General features: G+C 44.0%; 21 protein-coding genes. 10 read left to right on the top strand and 11 right to left on the bottom strand.

The annotated features are described in order from the left end of the window. Window positions 1-83: 83 nt before the first annotated feature. Together HS960_RS09355 and HS960_RS09350 are read right to left on the bottom strand one after the other, a co-directional pair. Window positions 84-827, bottom strand: coding sequence for a FecR family protein (locus HS960_RS09355; protein WP_182332283.1), 744 nt, complete (start codon window positions 825-827; stop codon window positions 84-86). 492 nt (window positions 828-1319) lie between these two features. Continuing rightward, a complete protein-coding gene (locus HS960_RS09350; RefSeq protein ID WP_182332281.1) occupies window positions 1320-1928 on the bottom strand; it encodes an RNA polymerase sigma factor in 609 nt (202 codons plus the stop codon). 699 nt (window positions 1929-2627) lie between these two features. Here HS960_RS09350 and HS960_RS09345 point away from each other — a divergent pair. Next, complete coding sequence (locus HS960_RS09345) at window positions 2628-2864, top strand: hypothetical protein (protein WP_046676052.1); 237 nt, start codon at window positions 2628-2630, stop codon at window positions 2862-2864. Between the two features lie 50 nt (window positions 2865-2914). Here HS960_RS09345 and HS960_RS09340 read toward each other — a convergent pair whose 3' ends face one another. The 5 genes from HS960_RS09340 to HS960_RS09320 form a co-directional block, all read right to left on the bottom strand. Then, window positions 2915-3577 carry a hypothetical protein gene (locus tag HS960_RS09340; RefSeq protein ID WP_182332279.1) on the bottom strand — a complete coding sequence of 221 codons (663 nt, stop codon included), beginning with the start codon at window positions 3575-3577 and terminating at the stop codon, window positions 2915-2917. Between the two features lie 474 nt (window positions 3578-4051). Continuing rightward, window positions 4052-5599, bottom strand: a complete 1548-nt coding sequence (locus tag HS960_RS09335; RefSeq protein ID WP_182332277.1) for a DUF6850 family outer membrane beta-barrel protein — start codon at window positions 5597-5599, stop codon at window positions 4052-4054. A gap of 11 nt (window positions 5600-5610) precedes the next feature. Next, window positions 5611-6822, bottom strand: a complete 1212-nt coding sequence (locus HS960_RS09330; RefSeq protein ID WP_182332275.1) for a DUF4876 domain-containing protein — start codon at window positions 6820-6822, stop codon at window positions 5611-5613. A gap of 4 nt (window positions 6823-6826) precedes the next feature. Beyond that, complete coding sequence (locus HS960_RS09325; protein WP_182332273.1) at window positions 6827-9655, bottom strand: TonB-dependent receptor; 2829 nt, start codon at window positions 9653-9655, stop codon at window positions 6827-6829. After that, window positions 9645-10265 carry a hypothetical protein gene (locus HS960_RS09320; protein ID WP_182332271.1) on the bottom strand — a complete coding sequence of 207 codons (621 nt, stop codon included), beginning with the start codon at window positions 10263-10265 and terminating at the stop codon, window positions 9645-9647. Before HS960_RS09320 ends, HS960_RS09325 begins: the two co-directional genes overlap by 11 nt. A gap of 238 nt (window positions 10266-10503) precedes the next feature. Between HS960_RS09320 and HS960_RS09315 the strand changes: the two genes are divergently transcribed. After that, window positions 10504-12732, top strand: coding sequence for a HEAT repeat domain-containing protein (locus tag HS960_RS09315; RefSeq protein ID WP_228280267.1), 2229 nt, complete (start codon window positions 10504-10506; stop codon window positions 12730-12732). A gap of 178 nt (window positions 12733-12910) precedes the next feature. Here HS960_RS09315 and HS960_RS09310 read toward each other — a convergent pair whose 3' ends face one another. Beyond that, window positions 12911-13399, bottom strand: coding sequence for a hypothetical protein (locus tag HS960_RS09310; RefSeq protein ID WP_153847597.1), 489 nt, complete (start codon window positions 13397-13399; stop codon window positions 12911-12913). Between the two features lie 3 nt (window positions 13400-13402). Then, window positions 13403-14368 (bottom strand): cytochrome P460 family protein, encoded by a 966-nt coding sequence (locus HS960_RS09305; RefSeq protein WP_153847596.1) that lies wholly within the window; start codon window positions 14366-14368, stop codon window positions 13403-13405. Between the two features lie 170 nt (window positions 14369-14538). On the opposite strand from HS960_RS09305, the gene HS960_RS09300 reads away from it, so the two are divergent. The 3 genes from HS960_RS09300 to HS960_RS09290 all read left to right on the top strand — a co-directional run bounded on the left by HS960_RS09300 (window position 14539) and on the right by HS960_RS09290 (window position 17073). Then, window positions 14539-15630 carry a LytTR family transcriptional regulator gene (locus HS960_RS09300; protein ID WP_159727007.1) on the top strand — a complete coding sequence of 364 codons (1092 nt, stop codon included), beginning with the start codon at window positions 14539-14541 and terminating at the stop codon, window positions 15628-15630. Between the two features lie 109 nt (window positions 15631-15739). Then, window positions 15740-16321, top strand: a complete 582-nt coding sequence (locus HS960_RS09295) for a Crp/Fnr family transcriptional regulator (protein ID WP_159727005.1) — start codon at window positions 15740-15742, stop codon at window positions 16319-16321. A 68-nt stretch (window positions 16322-16389) separates the two neighbouring features. After that, a complete protein-coding gene (locus HS960_RS09290; RefSeq protein ID WP_159727003.1) occupies window positions 16390-17073 on the top strand; it encodes a CPBP family glutamic-type intramembrane protease in 684 nt (227 codons plus the stop codon). A gap of 110 nt (window positions 17074-17183) precedes the next feature. On the opposite strand, the gene HS960_RS09285 is transcribed toward HS960_RS09290, so the two are convergent. Continuing rightward, a complete protein-coding gene (locus HS960_RS09285; RefSeq protein WP_200845527.1) occupies window positions 17184-17651 on the bottom strand; it encodes a DUF6265 family protein in 468 nt (155 codons plus the stop codon). Window positions 17652-17887: 236 nt separating this feature from the next. Here HS960_RS09285 and HS960_RS09280 point away from each other — a divergent pair, with 236 nt between their 5' ends. The 4 genes from HS960_RS09280 (at window position 17888) to HS960_RS27000 (ending at window position 24308) form a co-directional block, all read left to right on the top strand. Further along, the gene (locus HS960_RS09280; RefSeq protein WP_159727001.1) at window positions 17888-19261 is read left to right on the top strand and encodes a DUF1800 domain-containing protein; all 1374 of its coding nucleotides are present in this window, start codon (window positions 17888-17890) and stop codon (window positions 19259-19261) included. A 16-nt stretch (window positions 19262-19277) separates the two neighbouring features. Beyond that, the gene (locus HS960_RS09275) at window positions 19278-20471 is read left to right on the top strand and encodes a DUF1501 domain-containing protein (protein WP_182332269.1); all 1194 of its coding nucleotides are present in this window, start codon (window positions 19278-19280) and stop codon (window positions 20469-20471) included. Window positions 20472-20686: 215 nt separating this feature from the next. Next, on the top strand, window positions 20687-21535 hold the full coding sequence (locus HS960_RS09270) for a mechanosensitive ion channel family protein (protein WP_159726997.1): 849 nt from the start codon (window positions 20687-20689) through the stop codon (window positions 21533-21535). A 376-nt stretch (window positions 21536-21911) separates the two neighbouring features. Further along, a complete protein-coding gene (locus HS960_RS27000; protein ID WP_182332267.1) occupies window positions 21912-24308 on the top strand; it encodes a TonB-dependent receptor in 2397 nt (798 codons plus the stop codon). A gap of 49 nt (window positions 24309-24357) precedes the next feature. Here HS960_RS27000 and HS960_RS09260 read toward each other — a convergent pair whose 3' ends face one another. Next, a complete protein-coding gene (locus tag HS960_RS09260) occupies window positions 24358-25212 on the bottom strand; it encodes a helix-turn-helix domain-containing protein (RefSeq protein WP_182332265.1) in 855 nt (284 codons plus the stop codon). Between the two features lie 142 nt (window positions 25213-25354). Between HS960_RS09260 and HS960_RS09255 the strand changes: the two genes are divergently transcribed. Continuing rightward, window positions 25355-25954, top strand: a complete 600-nt coding sequence (locus HS960_RS09255; RefSeq protein WP_153847588.1) for a porin family protein — start codon at window positions 25355-25357, stop codon at window positions 25952-25954. Window positions 25955-26273 lie beyond the last annotated feature (319 nt).

Below are 26273 nucleotides of genomic sequence, written 5' to 3'. Positions count from 1 at the left end.
CTATTGGCTTTTTTTGGAATTGGGCATGCGGTATAATTTTATAGCAGGTCTGTCCTTGGACAGTCACCTATGGCAGTTCTAGGTTATTTTGTTTCTACGATAAGCCTCCTTCCTTGCATCTCTACGTTGATGCTTTTAAACGTTTTTAATAAATTCAGTACTTTTTCAAAAGACCAGGACCGCGGGATCCTTCCTGTAAAGGTTTCGCTTGTTGCGGTACCCTGATAGTGGATGTCCACATTGTACCAGCGGCCCAGTTCGTCCACAACGCTACCGATATCGGCATCTGTAAAGTCAAAGTAGCCCTCTTTCCAGGCGATGACTTCCGCGGGGTCCACATTTTTGATGGACATGGACTCTCCAGCCACTATACCCTGTTCACCGGGCTTGAGAATGATGCGCTGATGGGCATTGGTCAAGGCGATGGAACCGCTCAGGAGCGTTGTTTTGGTCTTCGATTTGGCCTTGTAGGTATTGACGTTAAAATGAGTTCCCAGTACTTCGATCAGTTGATTTTCCGAGCGTACCCGGAAAGGCATGGCCGCATTGTGTGCTACTTCAAAATACACCTCTCCGCTGATGGTCACCTCGCGCGAAGAACCCCGGAAGGCTGAAGGGTAGCTGATCGACGATTGTGCATTGAGCCAGACCTGGGTTCCGTCGGCCAATGTCAATTGGTATCGGCCACCCCGTGGCGTAACAAGAGTATTGACATGGACCTTCTCGACGTTCTTGCCAGCCGTATAAACCAGATTACCGGATTTCAGTTTGTTGATATGAATGTTTCCTTCGGTACTGAGTTCGCCATTTTTTGACTCATCCAACATGATTTTTTCGCCGTTTCCGAGGGTTAAGATGGCTTTATCCGTAGCGGGATGAATGCTGTTGCTTTGCTTTGGGGCAGGGATCAGCAATTGCTCAGACTGCTTCTTGAAGATGTAAAACGAGACGGCACAAAGGAATACGAGGGATGCCGCTGCTTGCCATAGCCTAGGGCCTGGAAGGAGGAAAAATCGCTTCTTTGGTAGGTTGGCGGATGCGGATGTCTCCGCGTCGATCTGATCAAAGATCTTTTCCTGCAGTTGCTTTTTGTGGAATACACGCTCTTCGGCGCTTAAATTGTCGATGAGATCTGGATTAGCTTCAAAGGAAGCGTACCATTCTTCAAGAAGCTGGAGCTCGTCCTCCGTTATTGTTCCGGCTTCGTATTTAGCGAGTATATCAAGTAGCTGTTGATCGTCCATTTCCTGTGCTTTATACTAAGGAGTACCCGAAGTCTGCAAAAGCGGGAATGGAAATGTGAAAAAAAATAATTTTCCCTAATTTTTGTGCGTATACAGCAGCAGTACCAGGTAGAAAATATCCATTTGATGTTCTTTGATTTCCGTGCGCATGATCTTCATGGATTTGGTGATGTGCTTGCGGACCATAGCCACTGAAATGTTGAGCTGGTCGGCGATATCCTGATTGGAACGTTTTTCGAAACGGCTCAATAGAAAAACCTCTTTGCAGGTTGCGGGCATTTTTTCGGTGATCTGGATAATCTCCGCGTGGATTTGCTTGGCTTCAAGTATATTGTCGGGCTGAATCGGAGCGTTATACCCGATGTGGGCCGCGGTTTGGATATATTTATCCTGGACTTGTTGCGCCCGATAGAATTTAAAGACCTGAAATTTAATCGCCGTCTTTAAATAAGCCGCAAGGGAATGGCTGAACGTGATCTCCTTCCGCCGCAAATAAAAATCGACAAAAACACCTTGCACGATTTCCTCGGCAATAGCCAGGGAGCCCGTCCTTTTACCGGCATGATTGATCAAAGGTTCCCAATAGCGGTTATAAAGTTCGGAAAATGCTGCTTTATTATCTTTCATTTGGACCAATTCTACCAGTTCCTGATCCGAAAGCGTTTTCAATTCACAATTAGCCATTATAGTTAAGCAAAGACCAAATGTAAATAGGCAATTAAACCTGAGCGTTTTATGAATATTAATAAATTATTAATATTCATTATACAAAAAAAATCTGAGACACGGAGCTCACTTACCTGTCTATTAAGTAGGTGAATTATAAACTTTCCAACTTAATCGTATGATGAAAAAGAACAAATTATTCTGGGCTGTAATCGGTGTCTCGCTTACCATGGCTGTCCATACCGGAGCCTACGGGCAGATGCGCAAAAAGGCGACTTTATCATAATCCTGATAAAATAAAAAGGCATGCTGGAAGATCGAAACTTTGTAGCGGTTAAACAATTCAGCGAAAGCGGTCTGATCATCCTTTGCGGCAAGATGAAGCAGTTCAATATCCGATATAGCCTGGTAATTGTTCAAATTTGTTAGTATTCTATTGCAGTAGATGTGTCAAATGTAAATTTAATATGCATAAAATCCAAACTGCTAAAGGATTGGAAACCTAATTTACTTCGATGGAGATACCCATTCACTAAGCGGTATGGTACTGCAGGGTGGACATTAATGGAGATAATAACACTTTTTAACTTCTGACTATTATTATATAATGGTCAGAAGTTTTTATATTTACGACAGTTTAGCGAACATAGGGCAGATAATAGGAAAAATCTAGCTTTAATTTCGGAATGCGCAATTATTAAAAAACTTATACGGAATATGAAATATTACTTACTGACCTTTTCTGTTTCGGCTCAGGTGCTCACCAAACGCACTGAACTGATCAATTACCTTAGCCGGCATATTGCTGACCTGAAATACATTTCGGCAGATCTTCAGGATAAACTATGCACCATTACCATCCGGACATTACGACGTGACGAAGGGGTTGTTCTTAATCTCTTGGCCATAAGAGGTTTCAAGGCATCTTTTCTATCAGCGACCGAAGGTCCCTAATGTGGGATTTAGCAAATTTCTGCGGCCCTGGATATTGGGGAGGCTTAAAATTATCTGATCAAAACGTGTGTTCGTTCGATTACAGCGATTTCCTCTTTCGCGGCAATCTGTCGTTTGTTTGAAGTTCTGCAGTAGGTATACTGTCGTGAACGGCTAAAGCCACGGGGTAGGACTTTCCGCTCCAGATAACCTTCTGCCACATATTTGCGGAGTAGTGAAGTAATGCGTTCAGTCTTAAAAGTAATCTGATAGGCTTTTTCAACAGCAGTGATAATCTGTTCAATGGTGCGGGGATCCTGAAAATAATCCGAGTCGAAAATCAGACGCATGACAGATTCCCGCTGATAACGATGATCTAGTTTTCGCGTCGTTTGGAGTTGATTTTTGTCCGTGACCTCGTCTGTAAACAACTTTTTGCCTAGGGGAAAGAATTTGATCCTAAATCGGCCGAAATTACTGTGGGCACCCGTAGCTATCCTTAATGGCATTGATTCATCAAAAAAATGGGCCATCGGAATTGACAGCGAATCGCAGAGCTGTGCTACAGCTTCCACAGAGATCGTCGAATTTTTGTTGCAGTAGCTCTGAAGTCGGCTTTCAGGGATCTCGCTAAAATTAGCCAAGCCGGCTAATGTCATTGAAGTCTTGTCAAGAATTTCTAAGATCCGAATGGACATCCATTCAGCTAAGGCCATATTTGTGATTTTTCCCATATTAATTGCAGAATTCCGTATGGAATTTAATTGATTGTATTATATGCTCAGGATTATTTTATAATGATGTTGTTTTTCTTTGTTTATCTGGTCAGCATATCTTTTAATTATGTTGATGTCCAGATTATGTATTCTCTGTAGATGGATTTTTATGAAGATTTCTGCTTTTTTTTTGAAATTCAACTGATTATCTTAATAAAAACAACACGAGGTCCGTGTTAATTAATTTTATTAAGCGATATTACTAATTTTTATTGAAAATTGAAGGTTTTTTTAAGATAAATAGAGGGATTTTTGACATAAATATGTTTTTTTTTATTCAATTTGCTGTCCCGAATAATTTAATTCCTTCAATTGACCGCTCAAATAATTTAAGTTCTTCAATCGTCTAGGTGAATACATTAAAATTGCGGAGCACTAGACTTGGGCTCCGCAATAAGAAGGTTTTTTAGGTAATCTTGCTGAAGATCTCCATTAGAACGTCAGTAGGCCTAAGGATAAGCTAGCCGAGTAACGGGATTTTCCGTTGTCACCATATCCACCAGATGTAGACAGCGCTGTTTCTAGGCTGCCCGATCCCTTCAGATAAAGTTGATTGCTTTTCTTTCCGAAGTTGGCAAGCCGGTATTGTATGCTCAGGGCATTGACTACCCGATCGCGTGTTAAATACTGGTAGATAGGCAAGGCAATGCTGTTTGCAACAAAATTGCTCGAATAGTTTTTATCTGTATAACTCCATTCGTTTTTTACGCCAAAATTGTAGTTGGATGCCACATCAAAGACCCAGCGCGACAGGGCTTTGTTAAAGCGGATGCCAATATCCATGCGATCGACGATTTCTTTTCCCTGCGGTAGGGCATAGCGGTTGTCCCAGCCGGAATAACTTACAGTGGCCTTGGCAAACCAGTCTGAGCGGTAGGCGCTGGTTTCTTTGGCCAATATATACCCCAAAGAAGCCTGGCTGCGTAGTGCCGTATTCAAGCTGCCTTCAAAAATAGTTTCATAACTGCGGTCGTCCGTGCGCTGCAATTGCTGGTATTCGGTATTGGAAATATCACAATACAGCAGGTTTAAATTGAAGTGATGGTTGTAATCGCCACGTTTTAAATCAATGGCCGATAATACCGTGTACTGATCGTATTGATGTTTGCCAGCTTTCATCGGATAGGTGCTGCCGTCGGTGGCCTTTTCCTCATGACGAAGGTAGCTTCCGGACAGCAACCAGCTGAACTGATCGGCGGTATAACGAAAGCTGAGTTCGCTGCCATACGCATGCGCAAGATAGCTGCGGTCCATATCTGCCGTCATAATGAAAGGTGATGCCCCGAGGTATTCGGCCAGACCTAGGAGTTTATAGACATTGTACTGTTGACTTCCGTTGGCACGTACCAGATTCAGATCATTTTTCTGATAATTATAAATGGCTGCGAGCCCAAGCTGATGCCGCTTGCTGATTTTGTAGGAAATATTCGGTGCTAGCTGGATTTTATTTTCTGTATCCAGGGAACGTGGGTCCATTTGTCGCGCTCCCGTAGCGACCTGATAGGAGAGGTCGAGACCGGCACGCATGCGGCCACCGGCAAAGCTGGGGCTCGCTACTTTGAGGTCCATTGTATAAAACTGCTTATTCCAGTCGCCCTTTAGTGAGTCGACTAGCTGATAGGGATTGTCAGTAAATGGATTCACAAGGGATGCATAGGCCAGCTCCTTCTCTTTCAATGTGGTAAAGTCAAAGCGACCATAGAGCGTCCAGTCGCCGGAACGCTGAAATTTCTCTGTCGAAAAATTGAGTCCCTGTTTCGATTTGCCTGTAAATGGATGTCTAAAATCTCCGCCTTCATAGAAGTAGCCTAAGGTGGTGTTTCCCACAGCCGGTAGGTCAAGCTCCCCCAGTAAAGCGCTGGTTTTGACTTTCAGCAGGCTTTCCTTTTCTTTGGAGTAGCTGATATTCGGATTTTCCTGTGCTTGCAGCTGCATGAAAGAGGCTGTAAATGCCAGGGAAAAAATATATTTTATGTTCATGATGCGCCTGCTTATTTGGAATAACTTTTGGGACTAGGGGTATCGTTTATCGTAAAGTCGCTGGAGGAATTGTTGGTGTCCATCAGTACTTTGATGCCATTGATTTCTTCCCTTACTTTCCGGATAACCGATTTTCCGGTGCCGGCTCCGCCGCCAACAAAGGCTACTCCAGCATCAATCGTGAGCGGCAAACGCTTTTTGTCGAGTGTAATGGTGCTGTTGGCAACGCAATCCACGCCGTCGATAACTTTGTCTGCGGCAACTTTCACATAACGTGTTGAAGCAGTTGCTCCGGGTTCGGTAACAGTTTCGTAGCTGGCATAGTCGTCGGGCGAAAGGATAACAAGTCCAGAGCCGTTGACGCCAGGTAACCAGTCAAAAACAGTCAACGATGAACTATAGATCAGCGTTACGTTGGGTACATCTGGCGAGTCTGTATCGTTGGAATTTCCGGGCGGATTAAAATAGGTCTCAAAATCGGCTATTCCAGCCCCTAAATCTGTGGGTGCATTGGGATTGCCTTTTGGATCTGTCTTATGATTAATTCCGTCGACAGCAATGACAATGGATTTGCCCGGCGCTACAGGGTGATCTACACCTGCGGTACCCGGAATGGTCCATAGGGAGGCAAGGTATACGTTTTGCTGGTCGTCGATAAATTTGGTGGCTAGCGTTGAACCCGCTTTTGTCGCTCCGAAGGAGATTCCGCCGGCGTATAGGGTGTCGGTCGAGTTGTTGTAGATTTCTACAAAACCATCGTATAAATAAGACGAATTATTTGGGGTGCGGCTACCGGTATAGTAAAATTCCTTGATGACAAATCCACCGATGGCACCGCCGCTCAGCTGAATGTCTGTCTTTCCGGATTCCTGAATACGCAGGGAGGGGATGGAGGCATTCAAAAATGCTTTGCCCAGGCGTCCACTGATGCTGATGCTTTCCTCTTCGGTCACCTCCCGGCTTACCGTTACGGTGTAGATACCAGGTATAATATCCTGCAGATCGACTTCGCCCTTTGCATTGGTGGTCAATTGGGACTGTTGACCTGTAAATGTGTTTTTAAGGGTTACCGTAGCATTCGCGGCAAAAGATTCAATATAATTGCTGGGGTAGTGGACAGCCAGGGTATAGGAAAGCGTATTGACCGTCGCAAAATCTTTGCGGCAGCCACTCAATAAACAGAGCAACGCAACCAGGTAGAGATAACAATTGATTTTCTTCATTTTTTTAGAATTTAATAGACAGTTCGGTTCCAAAAAAGATATCAATATTTCGTTTTGTGAACTGTTCGGGATTGCGTGTACTCCGTACCAACGGTCTGTTGTTGATGAAGTTGTTGGCATAGAACGAGAAGCCCATATTTTTGGCAAACTCCTTGGTCAATTTCATGTTGAACAGCCAAAGTGGTTTCCAGCTTTCGGTGCGGAAGGTTGCGTCGCTGAGACTGAGGTAAATATCGCGGTCGGCCGAGGTGATCTGCTGGCGCTCTGCCTCTGAAAAATAGACGATGTCCATGGGTTTGTCGGATCCTACAGGGATATAACCGATCGGCAGGCTGGAGTAGTCGACATTACGCTCCTTATCGATCCAGATGGTCTGTGCTGTCAGGGTCAGGATAAACCGTAGTTCGGGAATATGGTGTATGGCCCTTAAAGTGGTCATGAGTCGCTCGCTGTCGGTCCCGCGTGGCGCAAATACACCGACGCGTGTCATCGTTTTGTTGGGCACCTCCTGTGCAAGGATATAAGGTATGGTGGTCGTTGATTTGGTCGACTGATAGGCCCCCGTCAACTGAAAAGAAGTGCGGATAGCGTCGAAGCGCCCCATATCAAAATCAAATTCGGCCCCCTTGTTGATGATCTGCCTGCCGTTGGTAGGTGTGGCATAGGTAAATACATAAGGGGTATTGGTCACAACATCACTCAAAATCGGTTTTCCGCCCGCTACTTCCTGCTGCACGGTATACGTCGGAATAAGCGCATACTGCAAGCTGTTTAAGGTGGTCATATAATCGTAGGCATTGTCGATCTTATCGTGATAAGCGGTAATGCTCAAACGCTGACCTCTGCCGACTTTCCAGTCGATACCCAATTCTTTTTTATAGGATTTGGCCAGCTTAAGCTGATCGTTGCCTGTTTCATAGACGCGTGTGGTCAGGAGCGCTAGCGCTTCCTTGGGATCTTGCTTGTAATAGTTTAAACTGAAAACATCGAAATAGGCATTTTCGGGATACAGCATGTTCAAGGTAGGTGCCTTGGTGGCGATGCCATAGCCTCCGCGTAGGGTAAAGGCGGGCAGGAGGTCGTAGCTCACATTGATTCGTGGCGACACGGCGGTTTTGCCGTCGCTGCTGAAAGGCTGTAGCTGATCCATACGCACACCGGCCTGTATGGCCAGTTCGCGCTTTCCAAATCGGGCCGTCATACGGTCCTCGGCATAGGCACCGAGCTGATTCAGTGCGGGTATATCTTTGTAGGCCCGCGCACGGTATCCGTTCAGGTTATTGGTGCGGTAGGGGAAGTTGGGGTCAAAGGTCTTTCCGTTTCCACTGTTGGCATCCATGCGGTAATCTGTACCGACAAGGATGCGGTGTGTGAAAAGGCCTGTTTTGGCATAAAACTCATCCGATATCTTGGCAAATAAATTGATCGGTTTTCCCTCTACCCAGGCTTTATTGATATAGCTTGCAGGTAGATAGGGGGCTTCAAATGTACCATCGGTATACGAGCTTCCCACAGCTGAAATACCAGCAGTTCCAGCATTTTCCATGTATGATTTCTGAAGCGAATAATTCAATGACACCGTATAGTTTAACTGTCGGGCCAGGGCCTTATTGACCTTCCACTTTCCATTGGTCGAAAAGCGGTAGCTGTATTCCTGCGACTTGTTGAGCTGCGGAACAGCATTGGCATCGGGATCAATTTTGACGTTATCCAGGTTGCTGCCAAAGGAGAAATAGGTATTGGTATACAATGGTTTTTCCTGACCAAAGGTTTTGCTGTACTGCGCTGAACCGTTTACGCGGTTATAGGCGGCATAGGCCGATGTCTGCTTGTCATTGGCCCGGGTGTAGTCAAGGTCGACAAATAAAGTTCCCTTGTTTTTTCCGAGATCAAAACCCTGACCAGCCCAGAATTGGGTAAGCTTCGGGTTTATCCGACCTTTGATCTGCAGGTCTTCTTTTCCGGCTTTTGTCTGCACGATAATGGCGCCCGAGGTCATGTCGCCATATTCGACCCCGGCAATGCCGCGGATGACTTCAACGGATTCGACATTATCGGCTGTGTACTGTCGCATATCGGCACCCAAACCTTGGGAAGTGGAAAAACTGCCGATTGAACCGCTGGATCCTGAAGTACCGTTTAATATTGCCGCAGAACCCAAAGACTGCAAATTGGCATTGTTGGACGTGGGTGCCCCGTTAATGATAAGCGAAGTACCCAGGGAGCTCATATAATCCGAAGAACGGTTGGTCTGGTTGCTATTGCCCACATTCCGTATGCCGGTTTTATTGACGTTGGTGAAACTCGGATTCGTTGTCATTCCACCGGGTAGCAACTGTAGGACTTCACCCAGGTTGGTCGCCTGCATATGTTCAATGGCCTTGCGGTTGATGATGGTCGAGGTAGCACCTTCTTTTCGGTTTTCCTGACCAACGACCACAACGTCTGCCAGGGCAATGGAGTTTTCGGCCAATGCTATTGCAATAGGCTGTTTGCTGGCAGTCACGGTCTGCTCTACTGTCAGCATCCCAAGGTAGCTGACAACAAGAGTGTATTGTCCGCTCGGAGTGCGGTCGAACGTAAAGTGACCGTTTTCATCGGTTTTGGCGTACAGACCCAGCTCCCTGATTTGTACAGTAGCTCCTTTGAGTGCCTTGCCGGTGCTTTTCTCTGTGATTATGCCACGGATATCGCCGTCCTGAAAAGAGCGTTCAGTCAACGGTTTTGTGTTGGTGGTTGGAGCGGCGAACGTAGTTGTTGATGCAGATAAGGTCAATAGGGCAAAGAATAGGATGGATCTTTGCCCTATCAACGCTGGTTCGTTATTTTCCATGGCTATGTCCCATATTTTCGGGGTTAATCATGATGTGTGCTTTGTAAGATCCCTCGTCCATTAACCAGGGAATTCCAGGTAAACCCGGTTTGCTCGACAAGCCGATATCGGCTGCTTTTGCATAAGGAACATAGATCACATAACGCCGCTGTGCACCTTCGATTTCTCCGGTTGTGTTGTTCAGTTTGGCCAATGGTCCCCAATAGCCGTACAGTATGGTTGGTGTCTGCGGGATGGGTAATTTGCCTGCTTTGTGTTCGGCTTCACGGATTTCATCGCGTTGCTTGCGTTTGCCTTCGGCGATCAGTTCGCGCCCGCGGGCCATAAAAGGATCCAAACTTTTTGGATAGGCATAGGCATATAAAACGGAAGATTTGTAGTCCGGTGCAAGACAGGTCAGGTTATTGGTGGCGGTGCCTTCCTGTAAGGTGATAAACTCGCCTTTTTCGTTATAACCCAATACTTTGGCGCCTTCGCGTTGGTCTGCCGGGGCTGCCTGTAATGCAATTTTTATCTGTAGATCTTTTGCGAGTGGACTGCGTTCTTGTTTTTGTCCAAACACAGCCAGGGTACCCCACGATAGCGCAAGGGTGATGATAAGATGTTTCATAGATATTCGTTTAGCGATTAATGACTAATTGTTTTTGCTTGTTGATACTAGCATGCTGCAAATATATGTATTTAGATTTATTATAAATAAGTGAATTTTAAAATATTATTTCAGTTAAATCCGATTAATGCGCTGTTAAATAATATATTTCAGCATAAAATATATTATTTTTAATCGTTTTAAATAAAGTTAATGTACATTTGCATGCATCTTTATGCGTATTTTAATACATCTTAATATGAAGCATACTACGTTTACCGGTTTATCCCTCGCATTGAGTCTATTGGCTGTGAAGCAGCTCCATGCACAATCCATACAGGAACCTACTGTAAAAAGTCCAACCAGCTTTGCGATCATTGTGGATCAGCATACCTACGATCAGGCAAAGCCTGAGATCGATGCTTATCGTGCCGCAGTGGAAAAAGATGGATTGGGCACTTATATTATTTCGAGTCAATGGGCCAAACCGGACGAGATCCGGACGTTATTGAAGAGCCTGTATGCAAAAAAGCAGCCCCTGGAGGGTACAGTGCTGATCGGTGATATTCCAATTCCTATGCTACGGGATGCACAGTTTTTGACTTCGGCCTTTAAGATGTCGCAAAATATCCGCTGGGATAAGTCATCGGTGCCATCCGACAGGTACTACGATGATTTTGATCTGCAATTTGACTTTATCAAACAGGATACGGCCAAGTCGAGGTCCAATTATTTTTATTATAGCCTAAGTGCTGCTTCGCCGCAGTATATACAGATGGATATCTATTCGGCGCGGATCAAGCCGCCCGTGGAAAATGGCGAAGATCCTATTGCGAAAATCAAGGCATATTTAAAAAAGGTCGTTCAGCAGAAAGCACAAGCAACCCCCTTAAATGATATGATCGCTTCAACCGGTCATGGCTATAATTCCAATTCGGTCAACGCGACAATCGGCGATGCGCTGGCACTCAGATCGCAGATGCCCGCTTTGTTTCTTCCGGGAAATTCAGTCAAGTTTATCAATTTTCGCTCCGACAACTTCATTAAGTTCAATATATTGAATGAACTGAAGCGGGAGGGCTTGGATTTTGCATATATGACCGGACATGGTACAGCCACGCTGCAGCTACTCAATGGCTATCCATTAGCTTCTAATCCGCAGCCTTCCATGGAGAATGTGGCTCGTTACCTCCGCTCCAAGCTTCGATCTGCAAAAGAGGATGGCAGGGATGTGGAAGCGGTCAAAAAATCGTTTATGGAATCCCTTGGTGTAAACGAGAAGTGGATGCCCGATGCCTTTGACCCCAAAAGTATAGCGGCAGATTCCCTGTTCAATGACGATATGGATATGCAGATCCACGATATCAAAGACGCCCATATCAAAGCGCCTTTGGTTTACCTCAACTCCTGTCTGACAGGCTCCTTTCATCTGCCCAATTATCTGGCGGGCTATTATCCTTTTTCAGACAATGACAATATCGCGGCGGTGGCCAATTCGGTAGGGGTGTTACAGGATTTGTGGCCGGGTGAGCTTATGGGTTTGCTGCAGCATGGTGTTCGTGTAGGAAATTGGATGAAACATATGGCGTATCTGGAAACACATATTCTGGGTGACCCAACCTTTCATTTTGCAGGTAAGGCTGATCAGCGGCTGAAAATCAATACAGCGATCGGTTCACACGATCGGAATGCAGGCTACTGGCGCACGCTGCTGAAGGAAAATGATGCCGATCTGCAGGCGCTGGCCCTGGTCTATCTTTCGCGTATATTGCTTGAAAAAGAAGTAAGCCCTTTATTGAAAGAGTATTACTTTCAATCGGCATTTGAAACCGTACGTACGCAGGCTTTTATACAATTGCGTCAACTGGAAAATCCGGATTATTTTGAGGTATTGCATGCTGCCAAGTCCGATTCGTATGAGTTTATCCGCCGTTCGGCAGTGTATGATCTGGCGGAATTTGGCGGAAATGATTTTGTCAAAGATATGATCCAGCTGTATCTGAGTGACCCACACTCCGAACGGGTGGGCTACCGTCTGCGTACCTCCCTTAGTTTTATGGAGCCAGCGCTGGTCAAACAGGAAATCGATCGGCAGATTCGACAAAATCCTGGCTTGAGCAATGCGAAGCTTTTGGCGGACAAACTGGACCAGATCGTTCTTTCTGGCGAGAAAACAACCCAAACCTTGACCAAAAAGATCTTGGACAAGGAAGAAAAGGAAAAGGAGCGCCTCAATGATATCCGTACCATGCGTCTGTACCGGTATCACCGCATGGTGCCGGTGCTGATTGAGACCGTTCTGGATAAAAGTAACTCGGCGGATATACGTGTAACAGCGCTCGAAGCGCTGAGCTGGTTCCCACTTTCGTATCAGCGCCGCGCCATATACGATGCCTGTGAACAAATAATAAAATCAGATGCTCCAGAAACGGTAAAATACCAAAGTCTGAAAACAAAGAACATCATGGAAGGTTATTCGAAAAAATAGGGCATAGGCCTATCGTTTACCTATCGGATTATTTGCTGTCATTTTGAATATTGGATTATTTTTCCATAATTCTGTTTCACACCATACAAAGCCGCCTGGGACTACCTAGGCGGTTTTTTTTATAAAAGATTCTTTTACAAGTTATTTTGAGTAGCTATCGCTGCGTACTGCGTCTCTTTTATTCCACGAAAGTGGCGATTTTCATGTTTCTGATCAGGTTGATTCGCATTCCGCTTGATGAGATTTCGGATTCGCGTTTATTGTCCCTATATAGCGCATATTGTACCTTGTTCTCATCGGTAAACTTAACTTGCTCGACAGTTTTGATCAACGCTGGGACATTGGCACCAAACCATTGTTTGTCGGCTTCCGATTGCCAGGTGACGTAATACAGTACCGCTCCGGCAGGGTAGTTGCCGGCTCCCTTTGTATGGGCATGGTCGTACGCGATGGTATTGCCATAGAGCGTGGACAGGGTACCATCTTTGGGTTGAATGCGGCTCGTAATGCCGTGGAGCAATAGCGGATTTTCGGGTAGATCGGCCAGTTCGTGGATGGCGGCGCTCTCATTGAGCCCCAATGCGGTATCCGTGGCCGGGTTCTGTTGCGCGCAGCCCACCAGTAATGTCAGTAGCAGGGCTACTACGATATAGCTTGTGTTTTTCATGACTTAGTGATTTCTAACAGTTAATTTTTTTAGATCCAAGGGTCTGGTAAAGACCAGGTCATTTCCTTTGACAGGTTGGTGACAGGCAATACATTCTGCTGTAAATAGGGCTGTACCACCATAAGGCTTCAGATCGTTACCGCGCCAGCGTGCCCAACCCCAGCCGGATGTCGCTGTATACTGCTTTGCATCCTTGATCATAAACTCGACCTGTACAAAATCGCCGGTCGACAGGCTTCCATCTGCATTTGCGATTTGCTTCCAAGCAGCCTTGGCGAGAATGGTGCCATCGGGCCAGGGATTTGTCTGCCGCTCCTGGATAGCCTTGATAGCGATGTCATTGCCGTAGATCATGCGTAGCGTGCCATTGTCGAAACGGTCGGTTATACTAATGATAGTCCAATTGCGGTAGTCGGAAATATAGCGAATGCCATTTGGTGCGGGCAGTATGGTTTGATTGGATTGCCCCATTTTCTGCTGTACGAAATCGGCAAACTGCTGTTTGATTTTGTCCGTTTTGATCGTATCTATCCCAATGGCTGCCCTACGGCTGCGCACAAAATCCTTAAGGGTACGGATCTCTTTTTCGGACAGTGCAGCCTGTGGATGGACCAGTAAATAGGAGGGCAATGGCATCTGGCCCCATAGGATTTTATTGAGTGAATAATAGAGTTTGGTATTTTGTACAGCTGGCGGGAGCTGGCCCCAGTTTGAAAAATCCAGAGCCTTTCGGCCGCGTATGATATGGTCATTGACAAGATAATTGACCGGTGTCAGTTGATCATACCAGCGTAGGTTCGTCTGGCTTGAATGGCAATCGAAGCAGGAGCTCCGGAGGATTGCATTTACTTCCTGCGGAATGCCGGGCAGGTCGCTGCTGGGGGTATTGCTCGGCTGTTTGGGTCTGATGAGTTGCATAAGTGCTATAATGACCGCGATAGACAATAATACGAATCTGATTTTTTTCATTGTTCCATTAAGATTTATCTACACAAACATAGCGTTGGTGAATCGATAAGATGATAGACATGTTGATGAGAGGGGAAAAATAGCCCGTAAAAGGGAATAATCTAGCTTGAATGAATGCCCTAAAAGCACTATTTTAGTCGTATTGATTTTTTAAGCTTTGATTTTTTAAGGTGAATAAAACGAAATTATATATCCTCACTTTTGCGGTGATTGCGCTGCTATGCTCGCTGGCAACCATGGCCACCCTGCATTATTTCTATACGCAGGCTAAAGAAACGCTTAACGAGCAGAAAATTCAGTCGGGACAGCGCGAGATCCGTGAACTGGGTATGCTGTTGGAACAGCAACTTGAGGTCGGTCTGCCGCCGGAGAAAGTGATCGCCAATTTGCAGCAGAGCATATTAAATACCGATGTGCAAAGTGAATTTGTATGCATGTATAACAGGGCGGGAATAGAATTATGTCATCCCGATCCGGCATTTGTCGGTAAGAAAATTGATGCCGGGAATTCTACTTTTTCGAATATTGCACGTGAACAGCGTTTTCAGCAGGTATTGGAATCGGGGCAGCGAAGCTCGGGTATACGTGCATTTCCCGAGAAGATGAACCGTAGTTCCGAAATTGTCAGTGTATATCCGGTCAAAGGAACGGACTGGATGTTGGCTAGCCATACCAATATCGACGTGATGCAAAAACAGCTGCAAAATCTTTACCGCCAGTTTTTGACAGGTGCAATCGTGTTGATCGTGCTCATTACCGCAGGCTGCTACATTTTGATCCGATTGCTTTACCGTAAATATGAGCTTGCCATCGATTTGAAGATAGGAGGACTAAATGCTGAGGTTAACAGCCTTACCATACTGAATAAACAGCTGGAGCTAAGACAAAAGCCTGAAGTACCTATAGTTTCCTTAGAGGAAAAAAACAGAAAACGACTGATAACCTACGTGAAAGACGAGATTATAAGGATTGATACAGCGGACATTGCCTATATTGTTTTGAATGAAAACATTGTTACAGTGCTTACCTTTGAAGGGAAGGAGTATACCGTCAACAGCAGCCTGGACGACTTAATAAAAGAGTTGGACAATCTGATCTTCTATAGGGCCAACAGGCAGTATATTATCAATGTCAATGCTATTGAAAGTATATGGATATACGGTCGCAATCAGCTTCGTATTCAAACAAAACCGCAAAGTACAGCGCCTATCCTGATCAGCAAAAACAAAGTGGCGGAATTTAAGAAATGGCTCGACCGATGAGCTAATCCGGGATTACGTCTTTTTTTCTGCGGTAAACTATGATTAGTTTGGCTATATCCTTATCTTAGGTGTTTGAACACAATAAGCCGACTGATCGCCGATATTGAATATGAAAATTCCAAGTCCCGAAAACATCAAGGAGATATTTGATGCCTATTACCCTGTTGATATTAAATTTTGGGTTGAATTTTCAAAAGTTGTGGAATGCCGTACTTTTACTAAAAATGAAGTTGTTAAAGATTATGACCGGACCGAGCGGTTTATTAATATACTGGTTTCAGGTTCTGTAGGTCATTTTGTACCCTATCAGCATAAAGATATATGTATCAATCTGTATTATGAAAACCAGATTTTCAGCGATTACCTTTCTTTTGTGTCACAGAAACCAACGGTCATCAAAACCGAATGCATAGAATACACTGAACTCTGGTCAGTAAGCTATCAGAATCTTCAGGGACTTTACGGAAAATCGGACCGATCGCTGCTTATTGGCAAAGCGATTTCGGATATCATGTTTACGGCAAAGCAGTCCGAACAAATCAATCTACTGACATTATCACCTACCGAAAGATATCTTAAATTATTAAAAGAGCGGCCGAAGATTTTTCAGCGGACACCTTTGAAAATTATCGCATCTTATTTGGGTATTGCACCTGAGAGCCTCAGCAGAATACGGAAAAAGATTTCTTAACTTTCGTCAAGTATTTTTGGTTTTAATGCAGCTATTTTTGGGCATTGCAAAAAAGCTATATCAACATTATGAAAAGAAAAGTCAATTATTGGGCAGTCGTCATTTATTATATCATCGCGATAGTGTGCCGGTATTTAACCAACAAAACGGAATTACTAAGCACGCTTGAAAACCCCTATTTAAAATCTATTCTTACAGGCGCTGGACCGGCTTTAGGAGCAGTCTTTGTGTTTTTGGTTTTCAAAATAAAACCTGCGCTGTCACTCAGGGGAAACTACAAAAGTATGATTTTGCCAATTATCCTCTATTGGGTATTTCCTGTCGTTCTAATAAATACCGTATCGTATTTGACACAAGGTAAAATTCCCTATTTAGCTGTTTCCTCGGTACTCATCTATGGTCTACTGGAGGAAATCGGCTGGCGTGGCTTTCTCTACCAAGAATTTAAAGCATTGAAGCCACTTTACAGCATACTCTTACTGTCTTTGTTATGGTTTTTATGGCATCTGAATTTTGATTTCACACCTGTACAATTCTTCTTTTTTGGGGTTTTGATATTGGGAAGTTGGGGAATAGGTAAAGTTGCTGATACGACTGGCTCGCTGATTGCAGTTAGTGCATTTCATTCGCTCAACAATTTTTTTCCGGCTATAAATGGGAAAAGTGGTGCTATTTTGGGCCTATTACTCCTCGTTTGGGTTGTTGCTTTGGTCGTTCGAAAGAAGATGAAAGCAGCGGCGCCAGCTTCCTGATTGAGTAAAATGACATCGGATTATTTTCTATCCACAACTGTGTTCAACACAATGCAAAGCCGCCTGGATAGTCCTAGGCGGCTTTGTTCATGAAAAGGGAGGCTTTCCTGTTATTTTGAAATCTTGGTAAATTCGAAGGGAATCTGGAGACTGTCGCCAGCGACATTAGCCTTCAGCTTTTCACCTTCACGCCAGTAGGTGATCTTTTTAGGAAAGGGCAGCGAATCATTATTACACTCGAACAGGCCGTCTTTTAGCATGGTTATCTCAAATGCGATAAAATCTTTCTCCTCGGGAGTTTTAACCAATAAATTCCAGTCGCCGTCGGATTTTAATAATTGCATTTTTTCCTGATGGATGGTATCTAGGTTTTGCAGGGTAAAAGCAAAACCTGCATATTCAGTGTCTTTGATTTTCTGCCAATATTCAAAAGTCCGTTTATCTTTGGCTTCGTTGGTACGTTGCCATTTTCCCAATAACCAGTCGAAGTTTTCGGATGGCTCATTTTGAATTCCTAGGCATTGCACAAAAACGAGCAGAATGAATACTGAAATCCAAACGTAGATTAATTTTGCCATCTTATATTTCGTTTTAAAGGTTTATCAACTGATGATTGTAGCTTGTGAAACAGGTATGCAACGTCAACAAGGGGCTCTGCGTGCCTATATATGATTAAATTTAATGAAAAAAATCGGAGTTTGAAAAGTATCGGGCTGGTAGTCACTTTGTTAATTTAGCTTAATGTTTGTTAAATCGAATCTACCCTAGGCAAACATTTATAAATAATTCGTTATTTAGGTATAAATGGAAACTGATGATGTCCGATTTTAAAAAAAATATGCACCTGGCAAATCGCGCTGGATTTGGGATGAGCCTACAGCAGATTCCGGCTTTTGAACAGCAGTCTACCGCAGTCCTCTGGAAGCAATATGCTCAGCAACATGAATTTCATCCCATCAGTTTCAATACGGAGCAGACCGACATCGACTATACTGCGCTTTCCAAGTTGAATGCCACAGACAAAAAGCAGGTTCAGCAGCTCAACCGAAAGCGTAATATTGAAATCAACCTTAATTTCCTGAATGAAATGGTGCATAGCGAGGATCAGCTCAGGGAGAAGATGGCTTTTTTTTGGCACGGACATTTTGCAAGCCGGGTTATCAATTCCAATTTTAGCGCTCATATCCTCAACGAAATCAGGAAAAATGCGCTTGGAAATTTCCGGGATCTGCTGTTCGCCGTTTCCAAAGCTCCGGCTATGCTCAATTTCCTCAACAACCAGCAGAATAAGAAAGGCCATCCCAATGAAAACTTTGCCCGGGAAGTGATGGAGCTCTTCACGATGGGACGTGGCAACTATACTGAATCGGATGTTAGGGAGGCTGCGCGCGCATTTACGGGTTGGTCGTATGACAAGGATGCCCAGTTCCTGGAACGTAAAAAGTTTCATGACTCCGGCAGCAAAACATTTTTGGGGAGAACCGGAAATTTCGACGGCAATGCTATCCTGGACATTATCCTGGAGCAGCCCGCTACGGCCCGATTTATCACCGATAAACTCTACCGTTTTCTGGTCAACGAACAAGTGGATCAGAAAATCGTCGACACGCTGAGTAAAGATTTCTTCGATTCAGGATATGATGTCAGGCGGTTGCTAGACCGTGTATTTACGGCCGCCTGGTTTTACGACTCCAAAAATGTGGGCAACAAAATAAAGTCACCGGTGGAACTCATGGCCGGTATCATGCGCATGCTGCCCATGGAGATCGCGAATCCCGAAAACCTTATTGTTTATCAAAAGTTGCTGGGGCAGATGCTCTTGTATCCGCCGAATGTGGCGGGATGGCCATCTGGAAAAGCCTGGATCGACAGCTCTACCTTGTTGCTCCGGATGCAGATACCACAGATATGGACCGGCCTGCGGCCGCTGGACCTTGACGCGCAGAATGACGACGACCTCGATATGGGGATGAAGCAGTCGCGGGCCCTGGCTAAGGCCTACAAAAATCCGAAAATATCCATTGACTGGGCTGGGGTTGAGGCTGCATTTGCAGATCGGGATCCCTTTGAGCTCTTGCTGCAGCAGCAACCTTCCTTTGGTAAGACACTGCGCGATAGCTACGCTGGGGGAAGCCGCCGTAGGACTATTATTGAAGTAATGAGTATCCCCGAATATCAACTCTGTTAATCGTAAATAGGAAGCCATGATCATCAAAAGACGCCAATTTCTCAAAGCAGGTTCACTCGCAACAGCATCCCTGCTGCTGCCCAATTTCTTAAAAGCCATGTCCTTGCCCGAAGCGCTGGAAAGGGGACATAAGGTGTTGGTCATCTTGCAGCTTAGTGGTGGCAATGATGGGCTGAATACTATTGTTCCGATGCACAATGATATCTATTTTCGGGAACGGCAGACGATTGCGGTCGATAATGCACTAACCCTCACAGCTGAAGCGGGCATTCATCCGGCCTTACCTTTTTTCAAGACACTTTATGATCGTGGCGAACTGGCTGTACTCAACAACGTCGGTTACCCCGAGCCCAATAAATCGCATTTTCGCAGCATGGATATATGGCATAGTGCGAGCCGAAGCGACGAGTACCTGGAGAGCGGCTGGATAGGCCGCTACCTCGATCAGGCCTGTTACGACTGCGGTCATCCGACGCAGGCTCTCGAAGTGAATGATATGCTGAGCCTTGCTCTCAAGGGAAAACAGAAAAAAGCGTTTGCGTTTAAAGACCCCAAGAAGCTTTATCAGACCAGCCGTGAAGAGTACTTTAATACACTCTATCAGGAACATAAGCATCAGCATGAAGAAGAAACAGTATCCTATCTGTATCAGACCCTGGGTGATACAATCAACAATGCCGACTATATTTTTGAACAGAGTAAAGCTAGGAAGACCGCGGCAGCGTACCCCGATTCGGTGCTTGGAAAGGATCTGAAGACGATATCCTCGTTGATTAAATCAGATATCAATACACAGGTATATTATCTGCAGATTGGTAGTTTTGATACGCATATCAATCAGCAGCAGCGGCAAGAGAGCTTATTCCACACCATCAACGATGCCGTGGAGGCTTTTGTGGACGACCTCAAGAAAAATGGGCTTTTTCAGCATGTCATGCTGATGACCTTTTCGGAGTTTGGTCGCAGGGTGGCCCAGAATGCCAGCAATGGCACTGACCATGGTACGGCCAACCAACTTTTCTTTCTATCCGGAGGCTTGAAAAAACAGGGGCTGCTCAATGCTTTGCCTGACCTAACCCAGCTCAATGAAGGGGATCTCCAGTATACGGAAGATTTTCGAAAAGTATACGCAACACTGCTGAAAAACTGGCTTGATGCGGATTCCACCAAAATATTGGGCTGGAAAAATGGGATTTATGATTTTATCTAGCCAACTGCGGCGTCTTTCTTGTTTATTTTTCTTGTCACAGATTCCATATACGGAATGATACAAGACCATATTGTTTGATTTTCCTAAGAACAATTCTACTGTTTAGTTGTTTAAATTAGAGAAAATGTAATTTAATGTGCTTTAAATTAGAATAAAAGCAACATAATACCCTTTTTGTTTCTAAACCTTACATTTTTAATAAAATAAATACTGCTATGAACAATTTAGAATTGAACGATGTCCAGCAACATTGGAATAATTTTATTTCCTCTGCCATCGCCTGGGCGCCCCGTGTTATTACTGCCGTAATTTCTGCTTTACTTATTTATCTGATCGGATCCTGGATTATCCGCTTAATCAAACGGATGATAGACAAGGCATTTGAGCGGCGACAAATGGATGTTTCCCTGCAGCGATTTTTAAGCAATCTCATCAGCTGGATTTTAAATATCTTATTATTTATCGTTGTCGTTACACAATTGGGGGTGCAGACCTCTGCATTTGTGGCCATTATCGGTGCAGCAGGTCTGGCCATAGGTCTGGCCCTGCAGGGATCCTTGTCCAATTTTGCCGGCGGTATACTGATTTTACTCCTCAAGCCTTTCCGCGTGGGCGATTACATAACCTCCACTACAAATATCGCGGGTACGGTGACAGAAATTGATATCTTCAATACCAAGTTAAATACACCGCAAAATCAGCAGGTGGTTGTTCCAAATGGGGTATTGTCAAATAGTAGCATCACCAATTATACAAAACTTGGAACACGCCGCACATGGTTTGACATTGGCGTTGCCTACGATGCTGATCTGAAACAGGCAAAAGAAATACTCCTCAACATCGTTAGAAACAATGAATTTGCCTTTAAAGAGCCTGCGCCACAGGTGGTGGTGACAGAACTTGGCGACAGTGCGATCAACCTTTCTGTACGCGTCACAACCTCCAATGAAAACTTTTGGACCATGCAGGAACAGCTGATCATTGACTGTAAGGAAGCTTTGGATAAGGCTGGGATTGAAATTCCATTTCCGCAGCGCGATGTGCATATCCGAAATAATTCCTAACTGAGGAGAGAGGCTATCGACTGGTAGGAGAAATCCGCGCTATGTTGACTTTTTTCTCCATGCTGAATATCGTGCAGCACAAAGCCGTTTGAGCGAATTCAGACGGCTTTGTTTATTGAAACGTAAATGAATGTCACTCGGTAGATTTTGGCCGTCTTTTTATATTTATAAGGCATATGGATTGCTATTTAGAATGGCTTACGCAGCTATAAACAGCTTTTTTGAGGAAGTATCGTTGTCTCCTGTTGAATACAACGGGAGACAAAATGGGGACTTGATAACGATTTAAAAGAAGTATTTGGCTTCGGTAAAATAGTGGTAGAACTTTTATATTAATTATTTAGAATTGTTATAAATAATAATATATTTGTGCATCATGAAAAACAACCGAAAATCTATTTCATTCGATCTAACCGATAGCAAGAATAGCCTTCCTTCAAATAACAATAAAATAATTTCTTCGCTAGCACTGATCTTATTATCGACAACTACCTTGTATGCGCAAGACGGTCATCTGTCGGGAACTGTCCGTACTGCGGAGGGAGAAGCAATTTCACATGTAACGGTGAAAATAGATCTTACAAAAAAACTGCAGACCGATTCATTCGGTAAGTTTTCTTCGTCATTATCTGCGGGAACACACCGATTTCAGTTTACTGCAATCGGTTATCAGATGCTCGATACAGTACTCACTATTCAACCTAATGATAGCCTCAATATTGCACCTGTACTTCGGTCGAATAACCGGATCAATGAGGTGATTGTATCTGCTTCCAGGCGTATTGAATCCTTGGATGAGGTACCGTCTTCGGTAACAGTGCTTTCGCAAAAGCAACTGGAATCACAACGCAGTATTAGCAATAATCTAAGTGATATCTTGGCGAATACCGTACCTGGGCTTGGTTTTTCGACCAATCGTACGCAAAATTTGGGACAGACACTTCGGGGTAGACGCGTGCTTATTATGATTGACGGCATTCCCCAATCTACACCGCTGAGAGATGGAGCCCGCGATATCCGTTCGCTCGATCCAAGTGTAATCGAGCGGGTTGAGGTAATCAAAGGCGCAACGGCAATCTACGGTAATGGTGCCGATGGTGGACTCATCAATTATATCACTAAACATGCAAATGTAGACCGAAGGTTTGGTGGAACCACCGAAATAGGTAGTAATTTTTCTTTGGTGAAACCGGGGCAAACGGGAGGCTTTAATGTTAGCCAGCTTTTTAACGGAAGTCAGGGGCATTGGGATTATGTCGTAGGCGGAAGGTACGAACAAACGGGTCTTTACAAGGACGCTGACGGTGTGGTATTGTCGCCCGAATATGGCATGAATGATCTTAAAAATTGGAATGCTTTTGCCAAGATAGGTTATCGTATCGATGCTAAAAATCGTCTGGAACTGATGTACAACTTCTTTAAAAGCACACAGTATACTGATTACATTGCCAAGGCTGGGAAATATGGCGATTTTAATTCGCCGACAACGGGTATCCTGGGGAAAAGACCGGGAGAGCCGGAAGGTACGCCATATAACCATAATGCCAGTTTAAAATACACGGCACAGGAATTAATTGGGCGAACAGATTTCGATGCGAATATTTATTTTCAGGATTATGAGACCTTGATCAACTATAGCAATTTTTTTGAAGGAGACGGTCAGCCCGGTACCAGGAGTAAAAAGCTAGGTTTACGCCTAAATTTCAATAGTCCTTTTAAGTGGTCTGATGTGGTATCCAGTGAAATTACCTACGGCTTGGATTTATTGTCCGATAAAACCAACACAACGCTTACAGATGGGCGCACGGTTATCCCGAATATGGATATGCGTAATCTAGCCCCTTACTTTCAGTTGAAGACAAACATCGGCAAAGATCTTATCTTGAAAGCCGGTAGCCGATTGGAAAATGTACATATTGAGGTGCCGAACTTTACAACGATAGGAATTTTAAATGCGGTCAATGGAAATTACGTAGGCGGTGGAGTAGCGGTCAACGGTGGGAACCTGAACTTTACGGCATTGATGCTCAATGCAGGACTGCGTTACACCAAAATACAGTTCTTTAAACCATTTGTGAGTTTTTCTCAAAGTTTCAGTGTCGCCGATCTGGGACTTGTATTGCGTGCAGCAAAGGAAAATACAGTCAGTAGTACGTCCATTAAGGCTGTTAAAGCCAATAATTATGAGTTCGGATTTTCAGGTGATATTGGGCGATTCTCCTATGAAGCGGCAACGTACTATAGTACTTCGACATTGGGGGCATCTTATGTTTTTGTCGATGGAAATCCGCAGATTGCGCGTTCTCCGGAGAAAATTTACGGTTTTGAGCTGTCCGCAAACTATCGCGTACATCCGATCCTCGATTTTGGTGCGAGCTATTCATATACTGAAGGGAAAAGGGAATTAACGGACGGAAGTCGTGTATATCTTGGTGGGGATCGCATCAATCCGCCTAAGATAACGGGCTCTATTACCGTAAATCCAATGAAAAAATGGTCGCTTACAACGCAAATGATCGCTACTTCGGGCCGAAATCGTTTTGAACCTGTTAATGGATTGTACAGCTATGGAACAGGACCTATCCGATCATTCACAACCTTCAATTTCTCCAGTAAATATCAGATCAACACACGATCGCTAATACGCCTGGGAATCGAAAACATATTCAATAAGGATTATTATACGGTGATCTCGCAATGGCAGTCAAATAATATGAATTATGTGAAAGGCAATGGAACTCGTCTCAATTTGAGTCTGTCGCATTCCTTTTAGCCAATTTTTGATGGGTTTGCACAAGTGTGCTTACTACCTTCGAAAATTTCTACATTTTTCTATACGCGAGCGGAGACAATCCGACTGATCGCTTAAAGTATCTGCCGAAAAAAGATTGTGAAGGGAAGTTAAGCTCATTACTGATCTGCTGTATAGTCATAGGCGTAGACTTCAACAGTGCTTTAGCTTCCCACACAACATAGTCATCAATCCATTGCTTGGCAGACAGACCATTGTGTTCTTTGATCACCTTGGATAAGTACTTTGGAGTTACACATAGCTTATCTGCGTAGAATTCTATGCCCCGTTCTTGTTTGAAATTGTCCTGTACCTGATTTAGGAAGTTTTCAACCAGTTCTTCCAATCGGGGCTTTTTTTCCTGTTGTGTATGACGTTCGATGTGATGGGCATTGTAACCAAACCCGTAAAAATAGGCTTTTGTTAGGTGTTGAAGAATTTTTGTGGTATAAGGATTATCTGTTTCCAGCACTTTTTGCACTGTTTTAAAATAATCAGCCAAACTCGTTAGTTCTGCATCTTTTAATGCAATAAAAGGTTGATTATGCAAAGAAAGAAAAACGGGTAGATGCTCTTCGATATTAAGACTTGAGGTAAATGTCTTTGACATGACTATAAAAAGTGCAGAAAAATCGGCACTCACATTTTCTATGGTTACAGTATGCCCCGCGAGGAGTACAATAAGAGAGGGGGCACCCGTTTCAAAGTAGCGCATATTTGAATGCCCTTTCAAATGACCTTCAAAGCAAATAATACTTATGGTGACATCCAATTTCACCGGAAAATTAAGTCGTTCAATCGTGGGTGTCTCCAATAAAATGAAATCCTCATGATGGTTATGCTGTTTCAAGTTTTTATTGTGCGTAAATGGCAACGTCATTTCCATAATAGTCAAGTATTGTTATTCAAATGTATTGTTTTATATTGAAAAAACGACTTTTTGGACAATTTAGCCTTCTTATAGAGCTTTCCAGCCTCTTTAAATGCATCTACATTTGTCACATAAATTTTAAATGAAATTATTCGTGATGAAAAAACTATTATTAATTGGATTGGTCTTGGCAATGGCACAGGTATCCTTTGCTCAAGGTTTGGGCGGAATTTTTCAAAGGCTCTCTTTTGGTTTAAAGGCTGGGGGAAACTACAGTAACTTTACAGGTGCGAACTTCGATACTGAAGGACTCGCAGGATTCAACGGGGGACTTCTTGTCAATTTTAAGCTTACAGACAAGTGGTCTGTTCAAGAGGAATTTCTGTATTCAACGCAGGGTGCAAAAATCACAGACAATGTATTCGGAACGCATAAGGACCTGAGGTTATCCTATATGTCCGTTCCGATCCTCGTAAAATATCGATCGGCTATCGGTCTTTATGCGGAAGTTGGGGCGCAGGCCAATCTATTGATAAAAGACGCGAAAAATACAGGCTTTGTAGATTTTGCGGATAAAATTGATGCGGGCGCTGTTGCAGGTTTGGGCTATGAATTTACGAAAGGTCCAGCTAAAGGTTTGGGCCTGGGAGCGAGATACTACCAGGGTTTTATGGATGTAGGTAAGTTTAATTCTACGACACTAAAATCTGATTTTAAGAATAGCGTGGCGCAGTTAAGTATCTTTTATATGTTCTGATCGGCTCAATAGGTTGTTTAACTGTTAATTTATAAGTAAAGACTCAATAAATGTACATTAAACTGCATTTATTGAGTCTTTACTTTTTGCACATTCACGTTATATCGAAGCGATGGCCTGGTTCCTACACGAACTGTCATTTTTAAACATTATATGTAATATATTCACTTTAATGAGCTATATAATAGCTCGGTGGAGCTTTCCAAGTCGGGGAGATGCATAAATAACAGGCTTTTGTTGTTAATGTATTCTTTACCTGTCCTTAATATTGTAGTTGTATTAAAGCATGATCTTTACAGCTGACGAAGAATTATTGATC

Origin of the sequence: Sphingobacterium paramultivorum, from assembly GCF_014109745.1 — a bacterium.
Taxonomy (GTDB): domain Bacteria; phylum Bacteroidota; class Bacteroidia; order Sphingobacteriales; family Sphingobacteriaceae; genus Sphingobacterium; species Sphingobacterium paramultivorum.
Note: the sequence above shows the minus strand (reverse complement) of the source record. Positions and strands in the feature narration are given on the sequence as shown.